The sequence below is a fragment of the Nosocomiicoccus massiliensis genome (genome assembly GCF_002871345.2).
GTDB classification, from domain to species: domain Bacteria; phylum Bacillota; class Bacilli; order Staphylococcales; family Salinicoccaceae; genus Nosocomiicoccus; species Nosocomiicoccus ampullae_A.
On record NZ_CP136964.1, the window covers coordinates 569,705 to 596,014 of the forward strand.

27 protein-coding genes are annotated in these 26,310 nt (G+C 34.6%); 8 read left to right on the forward strand and 19 right to left on the reverse strand.

Annotation, left to right across the window (positions count from 1 at the left end; genetic code table 11):
• Positions 1-133: 133 nt before the first annotated feature.
• From CJ229_RS02890 to CJ229_RS02930, 9 genes are all read right to left on the reverse strand, one after another.
• Positions 134-1,120, reverse strand: a complete 987-nt coding sequence (locus tag CJ229_RS02890; RefSeq protein ID WP_102167378.1) for a substrate-binding domain-containing protein — start codon at positions 1,118-1,120, stop codon at positions 134-136.
• Between the two features lie 117 nt (positions 1,121-1,237).
• The gene (locus CJ229_RS02895) at positions 1,238-1,606 is read right to left on the reverse strand and encodes a YtxH domain-containing protein (RefSeq protein WP_068130896.1); all 369 of its coding nucleotides are present in this window, start codon (positions 1,604-1,606) and stop codon (positions 1,238-1,240) included.
• Between the two features lie 14 nt (positions 1,607-1,620).
• Complete coding sequence (locus CJ229_RS02900) at positions 1,621-2,067, reverse strand: DUF948 domain-containing protein (RefSeq protein ID WP_040928491.1); 447 nt, start codon at positions 2,065-2,067, stop codon at positions 1,621-1,623.
• Between the two features lie 72 nt (positions 2,068-2,139).
• Positions 2,140-3,438, reverse strand: a complete 1,299-nt coding sequence (gene murC / locus CJ229_RS02905; protein ID WP_102167379.1) for a UDP-N-acetylmuramate--L-alanine ligase — start codon at positions 3,436-3,438, stop codon at positions 2,140-2,142.
• Between the two features lie 2 nt (positions 3,439-3,440).
• Positions 3,441-5,033, reverse strand: a complete 1,593-nt coding sequence (locus tag CJ229_RS02910; RefSeq protein ID WP_102167380.1) for a DNA translocase FtsK — start codon at positions 5,031-5,033, stop codon at positions 3,441-3,443.
• A 14-nt stretch (positions 5,034-5,047) separates the two neighbouring features.
• On the reverse strand, positions 5,048-5,626 hold the full coding sequence (ytpR, locus tag CJ229_RS02915; protein WP_102167381.1) for a YtpR family tRNA-binding protein: 579 nt from the start codon (positions 5,624-5,626) through the stop codon (positions 5,048-5,050).
• Between the two features lie 14 nt (positions 5,627-5,640).
• Complete coding sequence (locus CJ229_RS02920) at positions 5,641-6,450, reverse strand: DUF1444 family protein (RefSeq protein ID WP_070710092.1); 810 nt, start codon at positions 6,448-6,450, stop codon at positions 5,641-5,643.
• A gap of 12 nt (positions 6,451-6,462) precedes the next feature.
• The gene (locus tag CJ229_RS02925) at positions 6,463-7,455 is read right to left on the reverse strand and encodes a PTS sugar transporter subunit IIC (protein ID WP_068130921.1); all 993 of its coding nucleotides are present in this window, start codon (positions 7,453-7,455) and stop codon (positions 6,463-6,465) included.
• The gene (locus CJ229_RS02930; RefSeq protein ID WP_102167382.1) at positions 7,452-8,528 is read right to left on the reverse strand and encodes a M42 family metallopeptidase; all 1,077 of its coding nucleotides are present in this window, start codon (positions 8,526-8,528) and stop codon (positions 7,452-7,454) included. The genes CJ229_RS02925 and CJ229_RS02930 overlap by 4 nt, the downstream gene beginning before the upstream one ends.
• A gap of 74 nt (positions 8,529-8,602) precedes the next feature.
• On the opposite strand from CJ229_RS02930, the gene CJ229_RS02935 reads away from it, so the two are divergent.
• On the forward strand, positions 8,603-8,902 hold the full coding sequence (locus tag CJ229_RS02935; RefSeq protein ID WP_040928499.1) for a hypothetical protein: 300 nt from the start codon (positions 8,603-8,605) through the stop codon (positions 8,900-8,902).
• Positions 8,903-8,981: 79 nt separating this feature from the next.
• On the opposite strand, the gene trmB is transcribed toward CJ229_RS02935, so the two are convergent.
• From trmB to CJ229_RS02970, 7 genes are all read right to left on the reverse strand, one after another.
• Positions 8,982-9,614 carry a tRNA (guanosine(46)-N7)-methyltransferase TrmB gene (gene trmB, locus CJ229_RS02940; protein ID WP_070456881.1) on the reverse strand — a complete coding sequence of 211 codons (633 nt, stop codon included), beginning with the start codon at positions 9,612-9,614 and terminating at the stop codon, positions 8,982-8,984.
• A gap of 11 nt (positions 9,615-9,625) precedes the next feature.
• A complete protein-coding gene (locus CJ229_RS02945) occupies positions 9,626-10,417 on the reverse strand; it encodes a phosphotransferase family protein (RefSeq protein WP_040928500.1) in 792 nt (263 codons plus the stop codon).
• A gap of 310 nt (positions 10,418-10,727) precedes the next feature.
• Positions 10,728-12,137 (reverse strand): dipeptidase PepV, encoded by a 1,410-nt coding sequence (gene pepV, locus CJ229_RS02950; protein WP_102167383.1) that lies wholly within the window; start codon positions 12,135-12,137, stop codon positions 10,728-10,730.
• An 89-nt stretch (positions 12,138-12,226) separates the two neighbouring features.
• A complete protein-coding gene (locus CJ229_RS02955) occupies positions 12,227-12,610 on the reverse strand; it encodes a hypothetical protein (RefSeq protein ID WP_180953402.1) in 384 nt (127 codons plus the stop codon).
• 719 nt (positions 12,611-13,329) lie between these two features.
• A complete protein-coding gene (locus CJ229_RS02960; protein ID WP_102167384.1) occupies positions 13,330-14,115 on the reverse strand; it encodes a hypothetical protein in 786 nt (261 codons plus the stop codon).
• Between the two features lie 78 nt (positions 14,116-14,193).
• On the reverse strand, positions 14,194-14,889 hold the full coding sequence (locus tag CJ229_RS02965) for a pseudouridine synthase (RefSeq protein WP_102167385.1): 696 nt from the start codon (positions 14,887-14,889) through the stop codon (positions 14,194-14,196).
• A complete protein-coding gene (locus CJ229_RS02970; protein ID WP_102167386.1) occupies positions 14,886-16,523 on the reverse strand; it encodes a putative polysaccharide biosynthesis protein in 1,638 nt (545 codons plus the stop codon). Before CJ229_RS02970 ends, CJ229_RS02965 begins: the two co-directional genes overlap by 4 nt.
• Positions 16,524-16,645: 122 nt before the next feature.
• Here CJ229_RS02970 and CJ229_RS02975 point away from each other — a divergent pair, with 122 nt between their 5' ends.
• Positions 16,646-17,863: a BaiN/RdsA family NAD(P)/FAD-dependent oxidoreductase gene (locus CJ229_RS02975; RefSeq protein WP_419181881.1), complete on the forward strand. Its 1,218-nt coding sequence runs from the start codon at positions 16,646-16,648 to the stop codon at positions 17,861-17,863.
• Between the two features lie 12 nt (positions 17,864-17,875).
• Positions 17,876-18,544: a hypothetical protein gene (locus CJ229_RS02980; RefSeq protein ID WP_070456897.1), complete on the forward strand. Its 669-nt coding sequence runs from the start codon at positions 17,876-17,878 to the stop codon at positions 18,542-18,544.
• A gap of 309 nt (positions 18,545-18,853) precedes the next feature.
• On the opposite strand, the gene leuS is transcribed toward CJ229_RS02980, so the two are convergent.
• Positions 18,854-21,262 (reverse strand): leucine--tRNA ligase, encoded by a 2,409-nt coding sequence (gene leuS / locus CJ229_RS02985; RefSeq protein WP_317846618.1) that lies wholly within the window; start codon positions 21,260-21,262, stop codon positions 18,854-18,856.
• Between the two features lie 301 nt (positions 21,263-21,563).
• On the opposite strand from leuS, the gene CJ229_RS02990 reads away from it, so the two are divergent.
• Entirely contained in the window at positions 21,564-22,130 is a 567-nt protein-coding gene (locus CJ229_RS02990; protein WP_102167389.1) for a tRNA 5-(aminomethyl)-2-thiouridylate-methyltransferase MnmM, read from the forward strand.
• Here the strand turns inward: CJ229_RS02990 and CJ229_RS02995 are convergent.
• Entirely contained in the window at positions 22,120-22,920 is an 801-nt protein-coding gene (locus tag CJ229_RS02995) for an alpha/beta hydrolase (protein ID WP_102167390.1), read from the reverse strand. The genes CJ229_RS02990 and CJ229_RS02995 overlap by 11 nt on opposite strands.
• 72 nt (positions 22,921-22,992) lie before the next feature.
• On the opposite strand from CJ229_RS02995, the gene CJ229_RS03000 reads away from it, so the two are divergent.
• From CJ229_RS03000 to CJ229_RS03015, 4 genes are read left to right on the forward strand one after another with little or no spacing between them, the layout of a single operon-like run.
• The gene (locus CJ229_RS03000; RefSeq protein WP_102167391.1) at positions 22,993-23,496 is read left to right on the forward strand and encodes a gamma carbonic anhydrase; all 504 of its coding nucleotides are present in this window, start codon (positions 22,993-22,995) and stop codon (positions 23,494-23,496) included.
• Between the two features lie 43 nt (positions 23,497-23,539).
• Positions 23,540-24,529 carry a proline dehydrogenase family protein gene (locus CJ229_RS03005; RefSeq protein ID WP_102167392.1) on the forward strand — a complete coding sequence of 330 codons (990 nt, stop codon included), beginning with the start codon at positions 23,540-23,542 and terminating at the stop codon, positions 24,527-24,529.
• Between the two features lie 51 nt (positions 24,530-24,580).
• Positions 24,581-24,955: a fluoride efflux transporter FluC gene (locus tag CJ229_RS03010; protein ID WP_070622835.1), complete on the forward strand. Its 375-nt coding sequence runs from the start codon at positions 24,581-24,583 to the stop codon at positions 24,953-24,955.
• Positions 24,948-25,295 carry a fluoride efflux transporter FluC gene (locus tag CJ229_RS03015; RefSeq protein ID WP_068130734.1) on the forward strand — a complete coding sequence of 116 codons (348 nt, stop codon included), beginning with the start codon at positions 24,948-24,950 and terminating at the stop codon, positions 25,293-25,295. The genes CJ229_RS03010 and CJ229_RS03015 overlap by 8 nt, the downstream gene beginning before the upstream one ends.
• A 40-nt stretch (positions 25,296-25,335) precedes the next feature.
• Here the strand turns inward: CJ229_RS03015 and CJ229_RS03020 are convergent, their stop codons facing one another.
• Positions 25,336-26,244 (reverse strand): nuclease-related domain-containing protein, encoded by a 909-nt coding sequence (locus CJ229_RS03020; protein ID WP_070456920.1) that lies wholly within the window; start codon positions 26,242-26,244, stop codon positions 25,336-25,338.
• Positions 26,245-26,310 lie beyond the last annotated feature (66 nt).

Here is a 26,310-nt window from a genome sequence, read left to right on the forward strand (position 1 = left end):
TTAGTAACATTGTATCATAAATTTTCTGAAAATTGTGAAATATACTTGTGTTTATTCTACAAATAAAAGTTATAATTAAACATAAAAAAACTTGAGTTTAATATAAAACTCAAGTTTAAAAATATAAATCGCTTTATACACGCGTTGTTTTTGCGTAGTTAATTTTCAATGGTAACATCGTTACTTTTTCATCGACTTCTTCGTTGTTCATAATTTTTGTAAGCAATCTCATTCCAACTGCACCAATATCATATAGTGGTACTGCGATTGTTGATAATTTCGGACGCATCATATATGCAATGCGCGTATTAGAACAACTTATAATTTCTAATTCTTCAGGTACTTTTACGTTCATATCTAACGTTCCATGAAGGATTCCACCTGCAACCTCATCTGATATTGCAATGACAGCATCTGCTTTAATTTCATGAATTTTATTAAATAGCTCAATACCCTCTTCATAAGTGTTTGCTGAAAACTCAAACATATTATCTTTACTTATGTTGTGCTCTTCTAATACTTCACAAATTTTATCTGCGAGTAAAGTCTCCAACACACTATGGTAACCGCTTTGTACATATGCAATTTTTTTGTTGCCGCGCTCAATAAACCCTTCTACAATACGAGCAATTGCATCACGATAATTTGCATTTACTCTGTTTATTGACGTTTCTTTAGAATATCCACAGACTACGACTGGCGTATTTGAACGCTGAATATTATCGATTATTTTTTGGTCATCCGTTCCACCTAAAAAGATGATACCGTCCACTTGATTACTTAATAACGTTTCAAACGCATTCTTTTCTTTTTTAGCATCATTATCAGTATTTGTAATAATGATTTGATATTGATACATTTCAGCAATGTCTTCTAACCCTCTTAACACTGCTGAATAATATAAATCTGAAATGTCAGGAATAATTACCCCAACCGTCTTTGTTTTTTTACTAGCGAGACCTCTAGCCACCGCGTTCGGTTTGTAGTTTAATCGTTCTATGACGTCTTTTACTTTACGACGTGTTTCTGGCTTAACGTTTGGGTTACCATTAAGTACGCGTGAAACAGTAGCCATTGACACATTCGCTTCTCTTGCAACATCATAAATCGTAATTGCCATGATTTATTTTCCTCCTATGAAAACGTTTTTGTTTATTGATAATCATAACAGAAAATGAATGAGAATGTAAATAATTTAACAATAAACATCAAAAAAGTTCAGCATAAAAGCTGAACTTTATAAATTAGATAAATCAACACTGTCTTTGTTTACATATCCATCTTTAACATCTTCTCGAATTGCTCGTTTTTGAGCGGCCATTAAGTCCTGATCCGAGTCCTTAATACGTTTAACTTCTTCGAGTTCTGCTTTTTTCACTTTGACTTTGTCGACAATTTTATCTTTTTGATCTTCAAATACACCTTTTGGATCTTTTAAATCTTCACGAAGTGATTGTCCAGATTTTGGTGCTAAGAATAGACCTAAAATAGATCCGACAATCATACCGAAAATTAGTCCGAGTGGTAATCCTTTTTTACTCTTTTGTTTTGGTGGACTATACGGTTTAATTCCATGTGTATGTCGATCTCTATCATATTTTTCCATATAACATCCCTCGCTTAGTAGCGACCTTTTATCGCATTGTTACGACGCTGACGTTGCTGCCATTTATCAGCAAGTTCCATTGCAACGTTTGACCATTGTACAACTTGTGCAATTTGCTCTTCGTTCTCTGAGATGTTTGTCGTAATTGAATTTGTCACTCTATCGACTGATGTGTTAAGGTTTTGAACTGAATATCCAACACCTTGAACTGCATCAACGACTGAGTTTAATTTTTCAACTTTACCTTGTACGTCTTCAACTAGACGATTACTTTTGTGTAATAAGTCGGTTGACTCACGTGTAATTCCTTGAATTTGTCCATCTAATCCATCGAGTGTTTCTGCAACGTAATCTAAGTTTTTCTTAACACTAAGTAAAACGACAGCTACTGCAATACATGCTACTAAAAATCCAACTGCAGCAACTACGAGTGCAATCCACCCTAAAATACTCCAATCCATAAATAACGCCTCCGTAAATGTTCTTATGTGTATAACTTATTAATAGCCGAATTCAATTCATTGTAAACATGTTTAAGAGATAAGTTCTGTAAATCTTTTTTCGTACTTTTGAATATCTCCTGCACCCATAAAGATAATGACACTATCTTCATATTGATCGAGTTCTTTAATTTTTGCTTCTGTTAACAGTTTTGAACCCGGTATTAAATTCACCAAATCTTCACTCGATAAATTACCACTTTGTTCTCTCGCAGAACCAAAAATATCTACGATATAAACTTTGTCCGCCTCTTTTAAACTGTCTGCAAATTCATTTAAAAACTTTTCTGTTCTAGAGAAAGTATGTGGTTGGAATACCGCAACGACCTGGTGATTCTTATATTTTTTTCGTGCTGTTTCAAGCGTTGCCTCAATTTCTTTCGGGTGGTGCGCATAGTCATCCACGACGATATAACTTTTATATTTCGTCTCTGAAAAACGTCGTTTAACGCCACCATATGTTAAAAAAGCACTTTTAATATTATCGAAATCAAAACCTTCTAAATAACAAATTGTAATGACAGCAAGTGAATTTAAAATTAAATGATCACCATATAACGGAATAATAAAATTATCTTTATATTCGCCTTCAATGTATAAATCAAATGAAGTGCCGTTATCTACCACTTCTACATTTCTAGCTTCGACTGTATAATCACCATCGATACCATACGTATACATCGGAACATCGACTTTTATTTCATTGATATATGGATCATTTCCATACGCAACTACTGCTTTTGTCACTTGGTTTGCCATCGACTGAAACGCACTGACGACGTCTTCAACATCTTTAAAATAATCTGGGTGGTCAAAATCGATATTCGTTATAATTGCATAGTCCGGATGATACGCTAAAAAGTGACGACGATATTCGCACGATTCAAATGCAAAGTAATCCGCTTCTTTTTTACCAACACCTGTACCGTCTCCAATTAAATACGTCGTTTCTTTATCGCCATTCATAACGTGACTGAGTAAACCGGTTGTCGAGGTTTTTCCATGAGATCCTGTGACCCCAATTGACGTATAGTCTTTCATAAATTCAGATAAGAATTTATGATAGCGGATGACCGGATATCCATTTTCAAGTGCTTTTTTAATCTCTACATGGTCATCGTTAAACGCATTACCTGCAATATACGTAAAATCTTCGACTATATTATCTTCAGAAAATGGTAATATTTTAATTCCTTTTTTCTTTAATTGATACTCCGTGAAAACTTCACTTGTTATGTCTGAACCTTGTACTTCATGACCTAAATCAAAAAGAACTTGTGCAAGTGCACTCATCCCTGCACCTTTAATTCCAATGAAGTGATATTTCTTCACAATTACACCTTACTTTCATCGCTTCTATCTGATAAGTAGTTGATGATGTTGCTTAAAACTTCCGCTTTTACTGTACTCATATTCAGGCGTACTGGTCGGTTTGAAGTACTAATTGTGACGAGACAATCATTGCCCTCAAATAACTTATCCGCACCATCAATAACACTACTTTTCTCATCGTAATAAGAAATTTTAGTTTGCATTAAACTCAGAAGTTGATATCTAATTCCAACGTCAGTTTTCGTGTGATTCATGACTAAATGTATGCCTAATGCTTTACCTTGCTTTAGAATTTGCAAAATATGACGAATCACTTCGGGATTATTTCGCTCGAGTATTCTATCAAAGTCGTCAATATATATAACTATCGTACTCTTTCTCGATTCTTGCTTCACACGTGTGTTAAAACTTTGAATGTTACGTACGTGTGCCCTTCTAAACTGAATGTTTCTGCTGTTTAACTCATCTATTATATCATTAAATGCATCAGTATCGTATACTGATTTTCTTTCACTAAACGAATGAGGGAGCGAATTGAAAGTATCGAATTCTTTCGAATCAGAAATTACTTTAAATTGAAATGAATCACTACTATGATTCATTAATAACGAGACAAGCATACTGTCAATAATTTCCGTTCTTTTTTCTTCGTTACCATATATTAATGTATGGCCTGCTTTTCTTAACTCATACGTAAAAATACGATTATCCACTGTTTTGCCAAGTGCAAATCTATAGTCATTTTTTCTTAATTTTAAACTACTATTTAAAAATAGAGATTTAAAATAAATTTCACTTGGTTTTTCCAGTGGAAATTCAATTTGAATGTTATTATTTCCGAGCACTTCGGTAATGATACGCACCTTTTTATTTAAGGCACCCTCTAACTGCGCTTTCACATCTTCAATTTTGGACAATTTAAAATGTCTATCGAGTTGAATCGAATAAGAACCGACGATACCGTTTGAAAAGTATTCAACTACTTTTCCTTCTATACCCACCTGTTTAATAATTGCATTTATAGACTCAAGGTTTTCGTCATCATGCTTAACGAAGTTTTGTTCTTGTTCGTTACCTAATATACTAATCGGTGGTAACGTCTTACTTGGCCCGAGTTTACGTTCTCTATGGACTGGTAATTCTTTTTCAACATGTTTTTGTTCTTTGTGCTTCGATTCAATTGGACGTTTTGTCTCTTCGACTTTACGTTCTTTTTGTAATCGTTCTTTACGCAGACGATCTTTCTCTTCTTTTTCTTTACGCTTTCTAACAATATCTTGAATAATTGGAGATTGATGGTGTTCAAATTTTCGTCTATATTCTGCAGTTTCATCATATTCACGGCGATACGGGTTCTTCGTTCCATGAATTGCTGAAGGTACGACGCGTGCTTTCGTAATCGTTTGACTCGAAGGACGCTTTACCGTACGTCTTTCAGTATAACGAGACTCTTGTTTCTTCTCTTGTTTCGGAATGTCTTGTTCTTCTTCAGATAACTCAAATGGAAAAGGAAAACGTTTATTAAGTTTCATATCATCGATCGTCTGATTGCTAAATGTTCGATCTTGAAATCTATTCCTTGATCTTCTACGCATCCTAATCCCTCCTATTATTTAAAAAACGATTGACCAACTTCGTAATTATCGTCTAATACGTAAATACCTCTTACTCCGTCATCTTCTAGGTTTAACTCTTTTTTAGAGCAAATCATCCCATTAGATTTCACACCTCGAAGTTCAGATGGTTTAATATATAATCCATTCGGCATAAAAGCACCGACTTTAGCCACGACAACTTTTTGTCCATTGTCGACGTTTGGTGCACCACAGACGATTTGTAGTTCTTCATCTCCTACGTCTACAGTCGTTACGTTTAATCGATCTGCATCTTCATGTGGTTTACATTCTTTTACAAATCCAACAACGAATTTTGGTGATAAATCTGGATTGATTTCACCGAAATCACCTTTGATAATATCGTTAATTTTTTCTACGATTGACTCTTCGTTTAACTCTGTAAGTTCTTCTTCAGTAAATGTTTCACTTGCATTAAATATGTTTAAGCCGAGTAACTCATCGTTATCGACAATCGTTGTATACCCGTCGAAATCTTTCGTTTCGAAATTATCGCTTCCCTTTAATGATACGAGAAGGACATCTCCAATGTTTTTGTTGTATGTTAACTTCATTTAAATTCACCTTGTTACTTTTTGTTTTTATTATAATTCTTTGCTTTACCGAGAATAAATACCGGTTCTAATTTTTTATGACGATAGCTAAAGCTTAAGCTCGTAATTGGCGTTAAACCTTCTGCAAAATACTGCATCATCATTTGAGCCATAATATCATAGCCGACTTCATTTTTAACGTCGACGATAATTAACACGTCTTGATGTGGTAAACCAATCATCATTTCGCCTTCTAGTTTGCTATGAAAATCGTTTAAAAATTCTTCGTTTAAAATTCTCGATGCATCATAACCGTCTCTATGGCTTATGAAATAAAAGTCATTTTCTTGAACTGTTTCTTTCTTATACTTAATGTCAAGTGTCTTTAAATTATTAAATGCTTTTTCTTTTAGCGCTTCTTTTGTAAGACCTAATGTTTCAAGTAATGATTCATCGATTAACTCGTATGAACGTCCATGGTCGAGCGCGTAAAAAATAACAGTTTCTGCAGTATGCTCATCGAATATGAATTTCTTACCGTCTTTTGCTTCTTTTGGAAAGCTTGTACTACGTACAACTGGATAAATCATTCCTTCATTTGTCACTTCTTTCGTATCTGCCATACGCGTTAAAGTTTCAGATACGTAGTAGACAATTTCATCGATGATTTCTTCAGATTTCGTTGCTTTTTGAAGTAATTTGTTTAGTTGAACGTCCACTCCTTTATGGTTATCTTGGCGTTCAATTCTTAAAATTTCTTCTTTTCGATTGAAACGACTATCGTATTGTAGATCCGTTTCATCGAGTTTTTTTAATACTTTATCTTTTAATTCAGTAACATTCATGAAATGCCTCCGTTATTGATTCCCTAAATTAAGTACTTGATCTCCGGGTTTAATAAGTTTCATACTCATGAGTAATTTATAAAATGCATACGTTACTGCTCCTGGAAGTAGGATGTGGAATATGATTATCATTATATATGTTGTCATACTTGGCCCCATTGTTTCAATTGCCATGATTTGACCAACGAGTCCACTCGTCCCCATACCTGCACCTGCACTATTGTTTTGCATCGGGAAAAACACTGTCATAATCGGTGCGATAATCACACTCGCGATTGACGGTGGTAATATAATCCACGGATTTTTAATGATATTCGCTACTTGTAACATTGAAGTTCCAAGCCCAATCGATAACACCCCTGATGATCCATTATCTTTATAACTCATCAGTGCTAAACCGACCATATGACAACAACATCCAACTGCTGCTGCAGCTGCTGCAAGCCCGTTAATGTCGATCATTACCGCTAATGCTGCACTAGAAATTGGTGCTGTTAATGTAATTCCGAATACTAATGCGACGAGCATCCCCATAATAAATGGGTTTTGTTCAACCGCAAAGTTCACAAACGAACCGAGCGATAACATTAATTTAGATATAAATGGACCAACAAATTTACCGACTAAAAATCCGATAACAATCGTGAAAATTGGAGAAATTAATATATCTAATTTCGTACGACCGGCATATAGTCTTGATAGTTCAGTTGCGACTAAAACAGCAATAAAACTTCCAGCTACGCCTCCGAATTCATAAGCGCTATAACCGACTGTCACTGCTGAAAATACGACGAGTGGATGTGCTTTTAACCCGTATGCAATACTCGCACCAATTGCTGCACCAGTTAAACTCATCGCAAGTTCTCCAACAGGAATTAAACCACTGAGTGCTGGGATATACGTCCCAATTGTCTTAATAATAAGACCAATAAGTAAAGAAGAAAATAGACCGAGCGCCATAAAGCTCATCCCGTCGATGAACCAGCGCTTTAATAACCCCTTCACCCTCTTAACTCCTTAACTTTTTCGCTATTAATACCTTTAACAAGTTCGATTAAAAACTTTTTCGCTTCTAAGTAGTCATTTTTATGAATAATCGAATGGTTCGTATGAATATATCTTGAGCAAATTCCAACGACCGCGCTTGGCACTCCGTCATTAGACACGTGAATGCTTCCAGCGTCTGTTCCACCTGGAGATAAATAATATTGATATTTCACATCGTGCTTATCTGCAGTTTGAAGTAAATAATCTCTCATTGGTTTGCCAAGGATCATCGTACCGTCTTTAATTCTAAGTAATGTACCTTCTCCAAGTTTACCGAGATCATCTTTTTTACCGAGCATATCGTTTGCTGGTGAACAGTCAACGACAAATGCAACGTCTGGTTGAATTAAATTTGCGCTCGCTTTAGCTCCTCTTAAGCCTACTTCTTCTTGAACGTTCGCACCGATATATAAGTTACAATCAAGTTCAACATCTTTTAGCGCTTCAAGTACTTCTAAAGCGATTAAACAACCGTATCGGTTATCCCATGCTTTTGCTAACAATTTGTTTTCAGTAAGTTGTTCAAATTGAACATTTGGCACGATTGAATCCCCGATATTTACACCCATCTCAAGTGCTTCTTCTTTAGAGTCTGCACCAATATCTAATAACATGTCTTTAATTTTTGTACCTAAGTCTTTCGATTCACCACGTCTAAAGTGAATTGGCACACTACCAATTACACCTGTTAACTCTTTATTATCATTCGTTCTCACTGACATTTTTTGGCTGAGTAATACGTCTTCTGACCAACCACCGAGTGGTGTGAACTTTAAAAATCCATTGTCTGTAATTTCAGTAACCATAAATCCTACTTCATCCATATGGCCAGCAACTAAAACGTTAGGAGCGTTTTCATTTTTTGATTTTTTAACAGCAAAAATGCCACCTAAACCGTCATTAATATATTCGACGCCAAACGCTTCAAAATTCTCACGCAAATAATTGCGCACTAAATCTTCAAAGCCAGGAGCGCCGTGAAGTTCCGTTAACTCTTTCATTCGTTGTAGTGTTTTTTGACTGATTTCCATCTGAAAAAAACTTCCCTTCTAAATTTATATTTATTGTTGATTATGGTAGACTAACAGAAAGGGAGGCTACCATAATGTCAAAACGAACTTTTTGGACAATTGTCTTAAGCGTTGTAACAATTGTACCTGTTGTACTATATGTCATCGCTAGACGTACGATCAATGTTGACAAGGTCTTAGATAATCTTTACTTACAATTTGACGGCATTTCTTTTGTATCTGTTGACTATAACAATTCTAACAATGAAAGCTTTGGTCAAGATAAGAAAGTACTAAATGGTGTCGTTCACGTTGAACAAGGCGACAAACTTCAAAAGTACAACTTCACAGCGAATAAGTACACTGGTGAAATCATGGAGATTACTGTTCAGTAATCTTCATGTTTTATTATTATCCATTTTATCAAACAATTGTAATTACCGGAACTATCAAAAAAGCACCTTTTTAAAGGTGCTAAAATTTTACAACTATTTTATATATATTAAATCCTTTTTGACTGAATTTCTCTTCATACTCAGTTCGAATGTTATCTTCATCTTCATCTGCATGTAAATCTAAGTTCACTTCTAAAAATTCCGTTTTAAAATTATTTAATGAAACTAAACTATATTCAAATAAACCTCTATTATCCGTTTTAAATTGCAATACTCCATCATCTTTTAATATAGATTTATATTGTTTTAAAAATGATTTATACGTGAGACGTCTCTTTTCGTGACGGTTTTTAGGCCACGGATCAGAGAAGTTTAAATATATTTTAGACACTTCATCTTTATTAAAATACTCGTCTAATAGATTCGCATCATATAAAAGCAGACGAACGTTTGTCAGCCCCTCTTCTAACACTTTCTCTAAAACACGAATGAGTACGTTTTTCTCAATTTCAATTCCGACATAGTTAATATGTGGATTTTGTTTTGCAAGAGTCGTTATAAACTGACCCATTCCAGTACCAACTTCGATATGAATGTCGTTATCATTACCAAAGTACTCTTTAATTTTTGTTTTATATGTACCATCTACGTCGACAATATGACTATTTTCAGTTAAATAGTCCATCGCCCATGGCTTGTTTCGCATTCTCAATGTACTTACCTCTATACCATCATATCTTTCTCTAAAATATCATTTAAAAAAATAATCCAATGGTTCATTTCTTTATATCTTTTACGATCTTCGTACCACTGAATCATCGTTAAACATTGAATGAGTGTATACCACTTCATACGCTGTCTAAAATCATGATCGAGTGATTTTCCGTATTTAGATAACCAATTTTTCCAATCTTTAAAATCGACATACGTATATAGAATCATTCCGATATCGATTGCAGGGTCGGCGATCATCGCACCTTCCCAGTCTACTAAAAATAGTTCGTCTTCATCAGATAACAACCAGTTTTGATTATTGACATCTCCGTGACATACTCTACAAAATTCAGAATCGATATGTGGAATTTTATTATTTAAATATTTGATCGCTTTTCTTACTGTTTTATGCGCGTTAATTTTTGGTGAAAGTGAGGATTCGATTCTGTTTAATAATAATTCTGGTAACATCGGTTGCATCCCGAGACGCTCTAGCGTGTTAAGTAATTTATCCGATGAATGAATTTTACGCATAAGTGAAGCGACACGGTCAGAGTTCATTTCTTCATCGGTTAAACATCTACCGTTTTTCCAATGTTGAGCGGTAACAACTTCGCCTGTTTCGATACGTTTTGTCCAAACGAGTTTAGGTACGATTCCTTCTACTGATAGCATCGTAATAAACGGGCTTGTATTACGTTTTAAAAAGAATTTGTCGCCATTAATCTCTGCCTTATACGCATCGCTAGACGAGCCACCAATAGGGTCTAACGTCCACCCTAGCTGATAAAAATGCTCCACCGTGTTCACCTCACTTTCTCTTCATAAACGTTTCATTAAAAAAAGCGCTAAGTAAATTTTTTAATTAGCGCACGATTAGTTGTATTTAAAATACTATCCACTTTTATAACTAAATTCAAGGTAAAAATGACGCTATATTTTGCCAACTGCTGTTATATCTTAATTAATAAGTGCTTAAGCGACCAATGTTATAAATGTTATTTTTTTGTTAATTAAAGTTAAGTTTTGTTAAACGAATGTACGTTCTGATTTAACACATTTTAAAAAATTAATAAAAATAGACAGACCGATCGTCTGTCTATCATAAATATTATTTTTCTAATTTACCGTTTACAAGAATTTCATATAGTGCTTCTAAATAAATCGTTGTCGCTAATAAAAGTTCTTCTACTTTCATTTGCTCATTCGCTTGGTGCATTGTATCTTTTGTATCTTTAAACATCGCACCGTACGCTACACCATTTTTTAGTACACGCGCATACGTTCCACCACCGATTGTGAATGGTTCAGTGTCATCATCGACATGTTTACGATATGTTTCAGTTAACACTTTAACGAGCGGAGAATCTTTTTCGACATAATGCGGCACTTGATCATTTACGTTTTCGATTGAAACACCGTATACTTCTACATCGTTTTTAAGTGCATTTAGTGACGCTTTAAAGTCCATTCCCATTGGATAACGTAAGTTCACACCGAAATAACTTTTATCGTTTAAATCATAACGAATGATTCCTGTGTTGACTGATGTTTCACCCATTTCGTCATGGTTAAAGTCCATTTCAAATAATTTACCGTCATAATTATCTTCAATATATCTATCGTAAAATGACACGAACTTATGTGCACGTGCGTCGATTGGAATTACTTTTAAGAAACGTAGTAATTCTATTCCTGCATTTTTACCTTCAAGTGGTGTTGAACCGTGTGCACTTTTCCCGAACACAGTAATATTTACTTTGTTGCTGTCTTCAATGAAGTCACCTTTTAATTGCATCTCATCTAAAAACGATTCAAATGACTGTTTTAATTTTTCAACATCTTTTACAGTTAAATTCGCCGTCGCTGATTCAGGTACCATATTGTATCGATCACCTGACGTGAATGTATTTAGTACAATATCTCCATACGCATCGTCATCGCTTTTAAACACGATGTCAAACGTCGTAATACCCTTTTCACCATGAATGACTGGAAACTCAGCATCTGGTGCAAATCCTGAATCTGGCATTTCTTCATTTTTAAAATATGCATCTGTACATAACCAATCAGACTCTTCGTCCGTACCTATGATTAAACGCACACGCTGATTTAATGGTACTTCAAGATCTTTTAAAATTTTCATTGCGTAATAAGCTGCGATAGTTGGTCCTTTATCGTCTTGGACACCGCGCGCATAAATAATATCATCTTTAATCACCGGTTCAAACGGATTAGAGTCCCAACCTGTTCCAGCGGGAACGACGTCAACATGTCCGAGAATACCGAATAGCTTTTCACCGCTACCGAGTTCAATATGGCCTGCTAAATTATCGACAACTTTCGTATCCATTCCGTCACGGTCACCTAAAGAGAGCATGTACATTAACGCTTCTTTCGGTCCCTCGCCGACAGGTGCACCCGGCTTAGCTTCTGTACGAACACTTTCAATTGAAAGAAGACCGTTTAAATCCTCGAGTATTTTATCTTTATACTGATTTACAATTTCATTGAAATTCATACAACTACTCCTTTCTATTTGTAATTATTATACTAAATAAAAGTTCTCACACAATAAAAAATCCTTTAGCACATGCTAAAGGATGAGAATTATTCTTTATTCATTAACGTTAAAACAAAGAATAGTATATAGCTAATTAATAAAACTGATCCACCGATAATATAAATGATGAGTGATACAGTATCCGGGAAACTAAATGGATTCACAAATTGGAACCACATGCCGAGTGTTAACCCAACAGTTCCAATAATTGCCGTCCATACATGTAACTTCGCAAGGAAACTTTCTTTTTGATGAAATACTCTATAATACATCGCGAAAGAAAATAAACTTAGCCATCCGACGACTAAAATATGTGCGTGGATCGGTCGAAGTTCATAACCACCAGAGCCCGCCATATGTGCACCCATAAATGCACCCATCAGTCCAAAAGCTGCAGAAAATCTTAATAACGTTTTACTATAACTCTTCATAATTGCCTCCAAATGTTGTTTTACCTTTAATTCAAACTATACATAGTGAATATGAACACAATATGAATTGGATTTTTGTAAATTGGATGAGGTATGTGCTAGATTGGCGTTCTATTGTTGAGTTATAACCTTTAAAGTGTATTAGTTCATCTTATTATGGATATAATTAACAAAAAAATTATATTTTATTAGATATATTGATTTATCTAACAAATTTAGGTCCTACGCCTCAATTTTTGTTAATTATAATTTTTTATCTAACATATTTCGGGTCTTCGATCTGATTTTTGTTAAATATCCAGATATATTTAACACTTTTTCACTTTCAAAGTCTATTTTTGTAAATAAGGATGAAGAGCCAGCTATTTAGTTATTATTACGGTTATCATTAAAAGCAATTTTACTCTTAGATAGATATAAAACACTTTCTCCAAAATATAATTAACAAAAATATCGTGATTCTGTTAATTATCCGGATTTATCTAATAAATTTAGATCCTGTGCCTCAATTTTTGTTAAATATAATTTTTTATCTAACATATTTCGCACATGGAATCCGATTTTTGTTAAATATCCAATTATATCTAACATATTTCAACCAAATTCATTCGTTATTGTAAAATACAGCATCAATCTAGCTCATTTAATCATTTTCACACAAACACCAAGCAATTTAAGATAAAAAACACCCTAAAACATTTGTTTTAGGGTGTGTCTGATTACTTATCTTCTTTTACGATGTGCACATTGTGGTTGCTATCGAATTTACCTTCTTCATCCACAACTTCATAGTCCTTTTTGTTGCCTTGCTTCTTGTCGTATTTATCAAATTGTTTTTCAGTATTCTTTACTGAGTTTTCATTTTTGGCTTTTTGTTGCTCTTTCTTAACTTCATTTGCAGCTAATCCGCCTTCGTCTGCAAGAACTGCTTTAGAACCTTTCGTGCTCTTTTCAGCTGTAGAATCCGGAGTTGTGTACACTTCGTCCTTTTTATCTTCTACTTTTTCTTTAACTTCCTTTTTTTTTGATTCGACGTCTTCTTTCACGTCTTCTGCTTTGTCTTTAGCTTCATCGACTTTATCTTCAGCTTTAGATTTCACTTCTTCAGCTTTATCTTGAGCTTTGTCTTTCGCGTCTTCAGCTTTAACTTTCACATCTTCAACTTTTTCGTTGACTTGTGCTTTTACGTCATCTACTTTATCGGCTACTTGATCTTTAACGTCATTTGCGTTGTCTTTTAACTCATTTAAGTCTTTAGAAGCTTTGTTTTGGAAGTCTACTGCTTCGTTTTTAACTTTGTCGACAGTGCCTTTTGCCTTTTCAGCAAGTTCATCGACTTTGCCACTCGCCGAATCTTGAACATTTTTAGCATATCCTTTTGGATCTTCTTTTGCTTTTTCTATTTCACGTTTTACCGCTTCTTCGTTATCTGCTAATTTTTTAACTGCGTAACCTACACCAACAACTGCTGCTAACTGTAACACTCTCTTTAATAATTTCTTCATAATAAAAAACACCTCTTCGTTGTAATTAGTTTCTCAACTATCTATTACATACCCGATGGTGTTTTTTATAAACGTTTTTTAAATTATTTTTTTTAAATCCGTTAATTCATCTTCTGTTAAGCGTCGATATTCGCCCGCTTCAAGTGTCTCATCTAATACTAGATTTCCAAACTTGACTCGTTTTAACTCGAGTACTTCGTTATTTAAATATTTAAACATTCGCTTCACTTGGTGAAATTTACCTTCTGAAATTGATAAAAGAACTTCATCCTCTTCGATGACTTCAACTTTGGCAGGTTTTGTCGTGAAGTCTTTTAACGGTATACCTGTTTCTAAAAAAGTAATATCTGACTTTGATACATCATGTTTAAGTTTACAATAGTATGTCTTAAATACTTCTTTTTTCGGACTCAGCAATTGATGACTTAACTTACCATCATTGGTGATGATAAGCAGTCCTGTCGTATCGATATCGAGACGACCAACTGGAAATAATTCACGATACTGAGGGTGATCGATTAAATCAATAACAGTCTCATGCTCAAAGCTTTCAGTCGCTGAAATCACATTTTGTGGCTTGTTTAACATAAAGTACATATATTCTTCTAATACAACTGTAAAGCCATCGACTCTAACTTCATCTTCGACTTTTACTTTTAATTTTCTGTCTTTAACGGTTTTTCCCCCTACAGTTACACGACCACTTTTGATCAATTCTCTGACTTCTTTTCTAGAACCAAAATTTGCATGCGCTAAATACTTATCGAGTCTCATAAGAATCTCACCTTACTTCGAATCTTATTTGCACGTTCACCAAGTACTCTGTCCGCTAGACCGGATTTAAATATGACCACTAAATAAATGAACGATCCGACAATGACACACGTCGCGAGAGTTATAATCGCATTTCTTCTTATTGTAATATCTAATGATAAAACAAATAATCCATAAACGATTTCTACAGCTAGAAGCATAATTAAACTGTATAGAACGATTTCTAACATCGGTGTTAATATTTTTCTAAAACTAAATTTTCCATACTTTTTAATGATAAAGAAATTGAACATCACTCCACAAAATAGCGCAATGAGTGTTGAAATAACTGCACCAACAGTGTGGAAGTACATAATTAATGGGAAGTTTAGCGCTGCTTTAATGACTAAGACGAGTAACACTACAAGCACATTAAACTTTTGCTTCTCTATTCCCTGGACGATAGATGCTGTCATACTAAATACAGAAATCACAATACAAACTGGCGCATAAATCGTTAAAATTTTAATACCCATTTCACTAAAACTATAAAATGATGTATATAACGGCACTGCCATAATCATCATACCGACTGCTGCGGGTACGACTAATGTCAGTTGAAGTAACAACATCGTACTTACTTGATGCTCGAGTTCGTTAAACTTCTTTTGTTGAAAACTTTTCGTTATAAACGGCAAGATCGTAATTGAAAACGACACAGCTAAACTGACTGGAATCATAACGAGTTTTTGAGTCGTAATATTTAACATTCCAAACCATGCATCTTGCACGTTTGACGGTACCCCTACAATTGCCAGTGCGTTATTATGTGTCAATTGGTCAATAAACATCATCATTGGAAATGTAATACCGATAACTACAAATGGAATACCAGATAAAATAATCTCTTTATACATTTCTTTATAAGATAATGTAATACCAGTCTTATCTTCTTTAAGAGAAGCTTCAATCAATTTTTTACGTTTAAACCAAAATACTGCTAGTGTAATTATCGCACCTATTGCTGCGACAAAAGCTGCAAATACAGCGATTTGGTTCCCCTGTTGAATCGTTCCACCCATCACACGAATCACAACGTATGAACCGACTAAAACGACTGTGATACGTACAACTTGTTCTACAACTGATGAAACACTTGTTGGACCAAATGATTCAAACCCTTGGAAGACACCGCGCCACGTCGCCATAAATGGAACGACGATTACTGCAAATGCGACGACACGAATAATATTTGTAATTTCATCGTGTCCCCATACGTGCTCACCATCTGAAGATGCCGCGAGCTGAACATCAGCAATGACAGGTGCGAGTAAATACAGTACCATAAAGCAAATCAACCCAGATACTAACATAACGACAAGACTCGAACGATAGAGTTTTTGCGTCGTTTGAAATGCACCGAGAGAATTATACTTTGCAACGAATTTTGAAACAGCACCTGGCACACCTGCGGATGCGATTGAAAGCATGATAGTATAAGGTGTATAAGCATATCCGTATAGTGCTAGATTTTCTTCTCCACCCATGATGCTATAAAATGGAATGATATAAATCATTCCTAAAAATTGTGTAATTAGACTCGCTGAAGACAAGAACAGCGTACTTCTAAACATTTTTTGATTTGAATTTGACATTTAAAAACCTTCTTACATAATCATTAAGCTATATTATAATAGATTCATTCGTTTTTTTAAATCAATTGAGGTGAAACACGATGTACGATACGATAATTATCGGTGGCGGCGTATCCGGTATAATGGCGGCTGTCGCTGCAAGTGAAAACAATCAAAAAGTATTACTCATCGAAAAAAATAAGCAACTCGGTAAAAAGCTTCTGATTTCTGGTGGCGGTAGATGCAACGTGACGAATAACCTACCGTACGAAGAGATCATTCAAAACATACCAGGTAACGGTAAATTTTTATACGGGCCGTTTTCTATATTTGATAACCAATCAATCATACAATTTATAGAGTCGCACGGCGTCAAATTAAAAGAAGAAGATCATGGTAGAATGTTTCCTGTTTCAAATAAAGCTAAAGATGTCTTACAAGTGTTTTTAAATTGTTTAGACAATCAACACGTCGAAATATTATTAAATACCGAAGTGAAGGAGATTCTTCATGATAATGCTTCAATCACAGGTGTTAAATTAACAGACGGCAAGACAATTAAAAGTCATAATATTATCATTACAACTGGCGGTAAAAGTGTACCGCACACTGGATCTACCGGAGATGGATTTAAATTCGCTAAAAATCTTGGACACTCAGTGACAAACCTATTTCCAACAGAAGTGCCAATTTTAAGTAACGAACCTTTTATAAAATCTGGAGACTTAAAAGGTTTAAGTTTAAAAAACGTTAAACTATCAGTTTTAAAGAAAAACGGGAAACCAAGAATTTCTCATCAAATGGATATGTTATTTGCTCATTTTGGAATTACTGGACCTGCAGCGTTACGTTGTAGTCAGTTTGTAATTAAAGAACTTGAAAAACAGAAGACAGAAACTGTTATGATGGAACTAGATTATTTTCCAAAGTTGTCGAGTCATGACTTACGACAAAAAATTGAAATTGATGTCAAAGCAAATAAAGATAAAGCCGTTCATAACGTATTAAAACAATTTATCGAAAATAGATATGTCGATTTTATGTTTAATCATTTAAAGTTAGATAAAACGATGACTGGACATAATTTTGATAACGAATCTAAAAACAAAATTTTAAATTTTTTAAAATCATTTCAATTTAAAGTCACCGGTACACAACCGATAGAAAAGTCGTTTGTCACAGGTGGCGGTGTCCACTTAAAAGAGATTGACCCAAAAACAATGGAAAGTAAAATAATAAAAGGTTTACACTTTGCTGGCGAAGTATTAGATATCCATGGATATACTGGAGGGTATAACATCACAAGTGCATTAGTTACTGGATACGTCGCAGGACAGCACGCTGGGCAAAACACAAATTAAGGAAGGTATACAATGAAAGAATTAAAAAAATCACCAAATTATTCATCTCTTGAATATAGAGAACAACATATATTACCACTCATGAAAGAAACGATGGGACGTTTAAAGTTTCTGGAATCTTCAATCGTTAAAAATAAAACGATTCAACCAGAGCACTTAAATAAACTCATTCAAAACCATGTGGAACATATGCTTCTTGCAATGAGTTACGAACAAGTCGTTTCATATCGTATCAATGAAGATAATGAAGAGATACCGTTAGATGACTATTACGCAATGCATGCTTTATTCAGATCAACACCAGATAAATTTGGCACATATAACTACACAGAAGCACAAAAAGATACCCACGAAAAAGTACTACGCTCATTAGATGAGTATGTTGAAAGAGAAACACATATCATTAAAGCATTACCTTTTGATCATAATGAGTATTACGATGGTCTAGTGAAAGTGCTTGATCATCTCATAAAAAGCAACATTTTAATTTTATCTAAAGTGTTAAATAAACAATTCCGTACCGAAGCACTAAATCATTTAACAACGAGCGTCATCGAACAGCTTTTTGTGTATACAGAACTCGAAAATCCATTCATTACAAGTTATGCTCAATACAGTCTCGCTTTTTATGACCAATCATTAAAACAACAAATGCTTGATGCTGAAATCAAAGAAGATTAACTTTAGGAAAACCTCATCATATTGTATGAGGTTTTTTTAGTTTATGCTAAAAATTATTTTATTTTACTTAACAATACAGTATAATGAAAGTGATTACATAATTATTAGGAGTGATACTATGTTAACAACACTACTCCCCTTTCTCATGATGACTGCATTGTTTATCGGTATCGTATATTTTAAAAGGTTTTTAGTTAGAAAAATTTAGCCCTGCCTTCATAATTATTTTGGAGAATAAAATTTAAAAAGAAAAAAACTGCGTCACGATAAAAATCGTAGACGCAGTTTATATTTTAATAACGAACTATTTTAATTCGCCACTATATTTACAAGTTTTCCAGGTACGACGATCACTTTTCGAACCGTTTTACCTTCAATTGATTCTTTTACCTTTTCATCGTTTAATGCAATCTCTTCTACTTGTTCTTTACTTAATGTTGGATCCATCATAATACGCGCTTTTGGTTTTCCGAGTACTTGTACGAGTACTTCGACTTCATATTCGACAAGCTTTGACTCGTCAAATGTTGGCCACTCTGCGTACGTAATCGTATCTGTTTCACCAAGTTTTTCCCATAACTCTTCAGAGATGTGTGGTGCGATTGGTGATAATAGTTTTACGAGACCTTTCATATAATCTAGTGACACTTCATCGACTTTATACGCTTCATTTACGAATACCATCATTTGAGATATTGCCGTATTAAAATGCATATTATCATAGTCTTCTGTCACTTTTTTAACAGTTTCGTTGTACACTTTATCGAGTTTAGGCGTTTCTTTATCGACAACCGTTTCTTTTACATTGTTGTCCTCGTCAATTAATAATCTCCATACGCGGTCTAAAAATCGTCTCGCGCCGTCTACACCTGTCGTTGTCCATTCTACTGAGGCGTCTAACGGCCCCATAAACATTTCATATAGACGTAAAGTGTCTGCTCCGTGGCTTCTTGTAATGTCATCTGGGTTTACGACGTTACCTTTTGATTTAGACATTTTTTCGTTACCTTCACCGAGGATCATTCCTTGGTTAAATAATTGTTGGAATGGTTCTTTTGTAGGTACAACACCAATGTCATATAAAAACTTATGCCAGAATCTTGCATATAGTAAGTGAAGCACAGCGTGTTCAGCTCCACCAACGTATAAGTCAACAGAGAGCCAATGTTTTAATTTTTCTGGATCTGCAATTAACTCATCGTTCGTTGGATCAATGTAACGAATGTAATACCAGCAAGACCCTGCCCACTGTGGCATCGTGTTCGTTTCACGACGACCTTTAACACCATCTTCACGAACTACAGTTAGCCACTCTTCATTGTTAGCAAGTGGTGATTCACCTGTTCCGGAAGGCTTGATTTCGTCCATTTTTGGAAGCTCTAATGGTAATTCACTTTCCGGTACTGCAGTTGAAGTTCCATCTTCCCAGTGGATAATAGGAATTGGCTCTCCCCAGTAACGTTGTCTAGAGAATAGCCAGTCACGTAATTTGTACGTTACTTTTGCTTCCCCTACTTTTAATTCTTCTAACTGTTCGATTGCTTTTTGAATCGCGTCTTCGTTATTTAATCCGTCTAAAAATTGAGAGTTTACGTGTTTTCCGTCACCAGTAAACGGGAGTTCTTCGTCACTATCTACAACACGTTTAATATCTAAGTCAAACTTTTTAGCAAATTCATAGTCTCTTTCGTCATGTCCAGGAACCGCCATAATCGCACCTGTTCCGTACGACGCAAGTACATAATCTGCTATGAAAATTGGCATCGATTCGCCACTAAATGGATTCACAGCATAGCTTCCAGTAAATACACCTGTTTTATCTTTTTGAAGTTCTGTACGTTCTAGATCTGATTTATGAGATGCTTTTTCAACATACTCTTCGACAACAGATTTTTGATCATCTGTCGTAATTTTTTGAACTAAATCATGCTCTGGTGCAAGCACTGCATACGTCGAACCAAATAACGTATCTGGACGTGTCGTAAATACTGTAAATGTTTCTTCAGTGTCTTTAACATTAAACGTCACGTGTGCACCTTCAGAACGGCCAATCCAGTTTCGCTGCATATCTTTTAATGATTCAGGCCAATCTAAATCGTCTAAATCTTCGAGTAAACGATCTGCATACTCTGTAATTTTTAATACCCATTGACGCATCGGTTTACGAATTACTGGGTGTCCACCACGTTCGGATAATCCGTCGATGACTTCTTCGTTCGCAAGTACTGTACCAAGTGCTGGACACCAGTTTACAGGCACTTCATCGACATACGCGAGTCCTTTTTCGTAAAGTTTGATGAAAATCCACTGTGTCCATTTGTAATAATGCGGATTTGTCGTGTTTACTTCACGGTCCCAGTCATATGAGAAACCGAGCTCTTGAATTTGACGACGGAAGTTATCGATATTCTTATTGTTAAACTCATGAATATCGTTTCCTGTATCAATTGCGTACTGTTCAGCTGGTAAACCGAACGCATCCCACCCCATCGGATGAAGAACGTTATATCCATTCATACGCTTATAGCGCGCTAAAATATCAGTCGCTGTATACCCTTTTGGGTGACCGACGTGAAGCCCAGAACCTGAAGGGTACGGGAACATATCTAGCACATAATATTTCTCTTTACTAAAATCGCTCGTGTCTGTTTTAAACGTTTTGTTTTCTAGCCAATAATCTTGCCACTTTTTTTCAATTTTACGATGATTAAATGACATTTTCTTCCTCCTATATAAAAATCCCAATGTCAAAAGACATTGGGACGATCTATTAGACCGCGGTACCACCCGCATTCACATCATTGTGCAGCTTCATTTAGAATTTTAATTGTAATTATTGGACGAGTTCGTAAATTTTGACGTTAGTTTCCACCAACCACTAACTCTCTAAAAGTCATACGTTTACTACTATTTCCTAAAGTTATTATAATTCGTTTAATTATTTTTTGCAAACTTCTTTTCTAAATAAAACGACATCTTAAATATATATTATATATTAAGTAATATTTTGGAGGCCGTTATGCTAAATAGAGTTTTAGATCAAAGTAAACAGTTCGCTTATGATATACTTCACCCTCACTCGATCGCGGTAGATGCGACATGTGGCAATGGAAATGACACTTCATTTTTACTAGACCATATTTCAAAAGGTAAAGTATACGCATTCGATATACAAAGTGAAGCGATTGAATCGACGAAAGAAAAAATCGCCCATCATAAAAATCTTGAACAGCTCACTCTCATTCATGATAGCCATGAGAATGTTTTACAGTATGTTGACAAACATATCGACGTCGCCATGTTTAACTTAGGTTTTTTACCGAAAGCTAACAAAACAATTACGACACTTTCTCATTCAACAATCACTGCTATCGAAGCAATACTATCTCAGTTATCCGTCGGCGGTCGTATTATTATTACGATTTACCATGGCCATGAAAATGGAAAAGATGAAAAACGCGCAGTCTTATCATATGCAGAAAAACTCGACCAACACTTTTTTAACGTTTTAATGTATCGTTTCATCAATCAAATAAATGATGCACCTTTTATTTTAGTCATTGAAAGAAGACGATCTAGCCCATGAATCCGATGTGATGTTGAATATCATCTAAAAATCGTTCGACATGATAAAACGGCACGCTTATATTTTCTCTTTGGAAAATACCGTGTTCTATATTATTCAGTCGGACGATTTTTAAATAATCATTGTCCACTTTTTTTATGATATGTACATTTCGGTCCACATCAATGATGTCATTCTCATTTGAATGGATACATAGTACATCTACATGAATTAAATCCATATCATTTTCTATATTATTCATACGTTCGTTGATTAAGCTATACCAATGATAACTCACTTCTTCAGTAAGTAGTTCGTCTTTAGAATAACGCTCTAACCATTTGTTATCTGATGTAAAACTCGACAAATCGACACCAAGTTTAAATTTCGATTCGTCTCTCGATAAGCGAATTGAGGATTTTAGTAGATTTTTACGGTTTATAAACGACTGTTTAAACGTAAATAATGGATTTAAAAATATAGCACCATCAATTTGTATCGACTCTTCTTTTAATGCTTCAGCTAATATGAGTCCACCTAAACCTTGTCCGACAACGATTACTGGTAGTTCATATCGATTGGCTACATCTACCCATTCTGTGAGACGTTCGATATATTGCTTAAAATCTTCAACATGCCCTTTATTCATACGTGTCGTTTGTCCTTGGCCTGGTAAATCACCCATTAAAACATGGTAACCAATACTATTAAATTTTGAAATTAAGTCGATGTAATACTCATGGTGTTCAATCATGTCGTGTAATATTACAATAGTACCTTTTGCTTTATTTTCAATTTCCCATTTCCACATAATTTTCCTCCTTACATATTGTAAAATATTTGATATTATATAATTATAACAAAGTTAAAGGACGCGTTTATAATGATATTAAACTATAAAGAACACGTTCCAAAAATTCATGATAGCACTTTTATTGCTCAGAATGCTACAATAATCGGTGATGTTGAAATCGGTGCACACTGTTCTGTTTGGTTTGGTGCGGTAATACGAGGTGACGTTGCGCCAGTCAAAATTGGAGATTATACAAATATCCAAGATCAATCGGTCCTTCATCAGACTCCTAATATGCCACTCACTATAGAAGACCATGTCACAATTGGGCACAGAGTGACGTTACACAGTTGTACAGTTAGAAGTGGTGCGTTAGTCGGTATGGACTCAACGATATTAGACGGTGCAGTAATTGGTGAGAACGCATTTATTGGTGCAGGTTCACTCGTTACTTCAAATACTGAAATACCACCGAATAGCCTAGCATTCGGCCGACCAGCAAAAGTGATTCGACAATTAACGGATGAAGACATACAAGAAATGACACGTATTAACGCAACATATGTCAATCATATTCCGCATTACAAAGGGTAGTTCTTATTATTTTTATATTTTATACATTTTGGAGGAATTTTTAATGGCAGTTTTACGCGACTTTTTTATTGGTTTATCTCAAATTAAACCAGTAAACGATGCAACGAAGAAAATGGGATTACGTTTTGGTGCTCAACACGTTGTCGGAGGAACAAAAACAGACGACACTGTTGAAAAAATCCGTCAACTAAACCAAAAAGGCTTATCTATTACAGTTGATAACCTTGGTGAATTTATTGAAGATCGTGCTCAAGCAGAAATAGAAAAAAATCTAATTCTCGACATGATTGATGCGATTCATAAAAATCACTTAGATGCACATTTTTCAGTTAAATTAACACAACTTGGTTTAAACCTTGGAGATGACTTCATCTTACAAAACATGCGTGAAATTATGGAAGCTGCTAAAAAAGCAGATAACATGTTCGTAAATATCGACATGGAGAACTACGCTTCTAAAGAAAAAACGTTTTTTGTTTTAGATGAGTTATTAAAAGATTACGACAATGTCGGTACAGTGTTACAAGCATACTTATTTGATAGTATGGAAGACGCTGAAAAGTACAAGGATAACCGTACGCGCTTAGTTAAAGGTGCTTACAAAGAAGATCCAAGTATCGCATACCAAAGTAAGAATGATATTGACAACAACTACTTTGAGTTAATTAAATATCACTTAACTCACGGTAAAGGTTTCACTTCGATTGCAACGCATGACCATAACATTATTAACCGCGTGATTGATTTCGTTGAAGCGAATGACATTTCACACGATTCATTTGAATTCCAAATGTTATACGGATTTAGAAACGATTATCAACTCGCATTAGTTGAAGAAGGCTACAACATGACAGTTTACGTACCATACGGTAACGACTGGTACGCATACTTCATGAGACGTCTTGCAGAACGCCCTCAAAACTTAAACTTGCTCGTTAAATCAGTAACGACAAATAAAAAGTTCAAAGTCGGTGCTGCAGCTGCTGCGGCAGTCGGTGCTGGAATCGCAGTAACAAAATTATTCAAAAAATAATATAATAAAGGATACGGATCTTCCGTATCCTTTATTTATTAGGTGAATTTTATGAATAAAAAAAGAATGTTTTTAGTATTTCTAGGTGGTACATTAGGCGGACTCTGTCGATTTAGTATTGATACTACCCTTCAATATTTTGACAGTTTCTTTATGATTTCTACAATCACCGTCAATTTAGTCGGTCCATTTTTACTCGGACTCGTATACAATCGTTTTAATGATACTCTTTATGCATCAATATTTATAACTGGATTCCTCGGATCATTTACGACGTTTTCTACATTGACTGTACATCTTACAATGACTTTAGAGTATAATGCCCTCTCGTTTTATATCTATTTATTATGTGCAATGACATTTGGTTTCGTGATGTTTTTAATCGGAATAAAAGTGCAACAGTTAGTTGGTGAGCGCCATGTTTAAATTACTGATAATTATTTTACTTTCTGGAATTGGCGCTGTCGTTAGAGACATGATATCTATACATATGCCTAAATCATTATATGGCACACTAATTGTCAATATTCTCGGCGCATTTTTAGCAGGCACAATAATTCGTAGTCAGTTTATTAATGGAGAGTATTATGATTTAATGATGGTTGGATTTTTAGGCGGTTTTACGACATATTCTGCTTTTACAAAAGATCAATACGAATTGTTCAAAGAGAAACAATATATCAAACTTTTCCTATACACACTAATAATGTTTTCACTTACGTTGTGTGCATTTTTTGTCGCATTATCAATCAATATTTTAAATTAAAAAAACTCACGGAAGTATTACACTTTCGTGAGTTTTTCAATTAAGGATTTAGTCGCATTAGTGATTCTGCGATTTCATCTAAATCTTTTACTGTATATTGGAAACGACCTTGGAAGACGTGTTTATTGAAGTAGTCTTCAAGTTGTTCTGTTCCTACGATTACTTTCGCATTGCTATCTGTTGCATAGTTCATAATCGTATGACCACCGTTATCTTTCGGGTTAAAGTAAATAATTGGTACGACGTCAAACTGTAATTTTAATACGTTTCTCAGTTTTTCAGCTGTCATCTCAGTATCTTCGATCGTGTTGTTGTAGTAATTTACAGCAACTTTTTCATCATTTTCTTTTTCAAATATTAACGTTTGTTCTTTGTTTGGATCTAAGTTTAACAGTTGGAAAATCCCTTCTAAATAAGGAATCTCATCGTACTGTTCTTCAGTCACACCATGTAAAATATGTCCGCTCCAATATTTTGAATCGATTAAATAAATACCTGTGCGCGTTAATACTAAGTGATCAATCTTACGCGTGTTCGTATAATTTCTAGATGGTAAATAAATATTCGACAGAATGTACATATCAGACTCGCGAATTCTCTCTTCTGTGACGAGTTTATTTTTAAAGTTTAATAGTGCTAAATCTGTTAAATATTCACCTTTATCAACAGTAAATTGTTGGATACTTGATAATTTATTGTTTAAAAGTGTTGTATCTTCTAAATATTTTTCATTTAAGTGAGACACTTCTTTTTTATGTGCCATGCGTTCATCTTCTTGATTTTTAACATAGCTTTCGATGAGTGTTTCTTCTTTCTTTTTATATAATCTTTCATTTTCTTCAACTTCGTTACGATGTTTCACGTAGTAAATTAAAAATGAAATAATAACTATAAGTAACAAAGCTGCAACAATAATAAATAGAGGCTCTGTTAGTATTTCTGTTGACATAAAACTCACTTTCCTTTCAATTAACTTTGTTAATTATACCAATAATTTAAATAGAAATAAAATTAA

What these genes read in the sequence shown, in the direction of transcription:
- CJ229_RS02890 (WP_102167378.1), bottom strand. Translation starts at nt 1,120, where the DNA reads ATGGCAATTACGATTTATGATGTTGCAAGAGAAGCGAATGTGTCAATG.
- CJ229_RS02895 (WP_068130896.1), bottom strand. Translation starts at nt 1,606, where the DNA reads ATGGAAAAATATGATAGAGATCGACATACACATGGAATTAAACCGTAT.
- CJ229_RS02900 (WP_040928491.1), bottom strand. Translation starts at nt 2,067, where the DNA reads ATGGATTGGAGTATTTTAGGGTGGATTGCACTCGTAGTTGCTGCAGTT.
- CJ229_RS02910 (WP_102167380.1), bottom strand. Translation starts at nt 5,033, where the DNA reads ATGCGTAGAAGATCAAGGAATAGATTTCAAGATCGAACATTTAGCAAT.
- ytpR (WP_102167381.1), bottom strand. Translation starts at nt 5,626, where the DNA reads ATGAAGTTAACATACAACAAAAACATTGGAGATGTCCTTCTCGTATCA.
- CJ229_RS02920 (WP_070710092.1), bottom strand. Translation starts at nt 6,450, where the DNA reads ATGAATGTTACTGAATTAAAAGATAAAGTATTAAAAAAACTCGATGAA.
- CJ229_RS02930 (WP_102167382.1), bottom strand. Translation starts at nt 8,528, where the DNA reads ATGGAAATCAGTCAAAAAACACTACAACGAATGAAAGAGTTAACGGAA.
- CJ229_RS02935 (WP_040928499.1), top strand. Translation starts at nt 8,603, where the DNA reads ATGTCAAAACGAACTTTTTGGACAATTGTCTTAAGCGTTGTAACAATT.
- pepV (WP_102167383.1), bottom strand. Translation starts at nt 12,137, where the DNA reads ATGAATTTCAATGAAATTGTAAATCAGTATAAAGATAAAATACTCGAG.
- CJ229_RS02955 (WP_180953402.1), bottom strand. Translation starts at nt 12,610, where the DNA reads ATGAAGAGTTATAGTAAAACGTTATTAAGATTTTCTGCAGCTTTTGGA.
- CJ229_RS02960 (WP_102167384.1), bottom strand. Translation starts at nt 14,115, where the DNA reads ATGAAGAAATTATTAAAGAGAGTGTTACAGTTAGCAGCAGTTGTTGGT.
- CJ229_RS02965 (WP_102167385.1), bottom strand. Translation starts at nt 14,889, where the DNA reads ATGAGACTCGATAAGTATTTAGCGCATGCAAATTTTGGTTCTAGAAAA.
- CJ229_RS02970 (WP_102167386.1), bottom strand. Translation starts at nt 16,523, where the DNA reads ATGTCAAATTCAAATCAAAAAATGTTTAGAAGTACGCTGTTCTTGTCT.
- CJ229_RS02975 (WP_419181881.1), top strand. Translation starts at nt 16,646, where the DNA reads ATGGCGGCTGTCGCTGCAAGTGAAAACAATCAAAAAGTATTACTCATC.
- CJ229_RS02980 (WP_070456897.1), top strand. Translation starts at nt 17,876, where the DNA reads ATGAAAGAATTAAAAAAATCACCAAATTATTCATCTCTTGAATATAGA.
- leuS (WP_317846618.1), bottom strand. Translation starts at nt 21,262, where the DNA reads ATGTCATTTAATCATCGTAAAATTGAAAAAAAGTGGCAAGATTATTGG.
- CJ229_RS02990 (WP_102167389.1), top strand. Translation starts at nt 21,564, where the DNA reads ATGCTAAATAGAGTTTTAGATCAAAGTAAACAGTTCGCTTATGATATA.
- CJ229_RS02995 (WP_102167390.1), bottom strand. Translation starts at nt 22,920, where the DNA reads ATGTGGAAATGGGAAATTGAAAATAAAGCAAAAGGTACTATTGTAATA.
- CJ229_RS03000 (WP_102167391.1), top strand. Translation starts at nt 22,993, where the DNA reads ATGATATTAAACTATAAAGAACACGTTCCAAAAATTCATGATAGCACT.
- CJ229_RS03005 (WP_102167392.1), top strand. Translation starts at nt 23,540, where the DNA reads ATGGCAGTTTTACGCGACTTTTTTATTGGTTTATCTCAAATTAAACCA.
- CJ229_RS03010 (WP_070622835.1), top strand. Translation starts at nt 24,581, where the DNA reads ATGAATAAAAAAAGAATGTTTTTAGTATTTCTAGGTGGTACATTAGGC.
- CJ229_RS03015 (WP_068130734.1), top strand. Translation starts at nt 24,948, where the DNA reads ATGTTTAAATTACTGATAATTATTTTACTTTCTGGAATTGGCGCTGTC.
- CJ229_RS03020 (WP_070456920.1), bottom strand. Translation starts at nt 26,244, where the DNA reads ATGTCAACAGAAATACTAACAGAGCCTCTATTTATTATTGTTGCAGCT.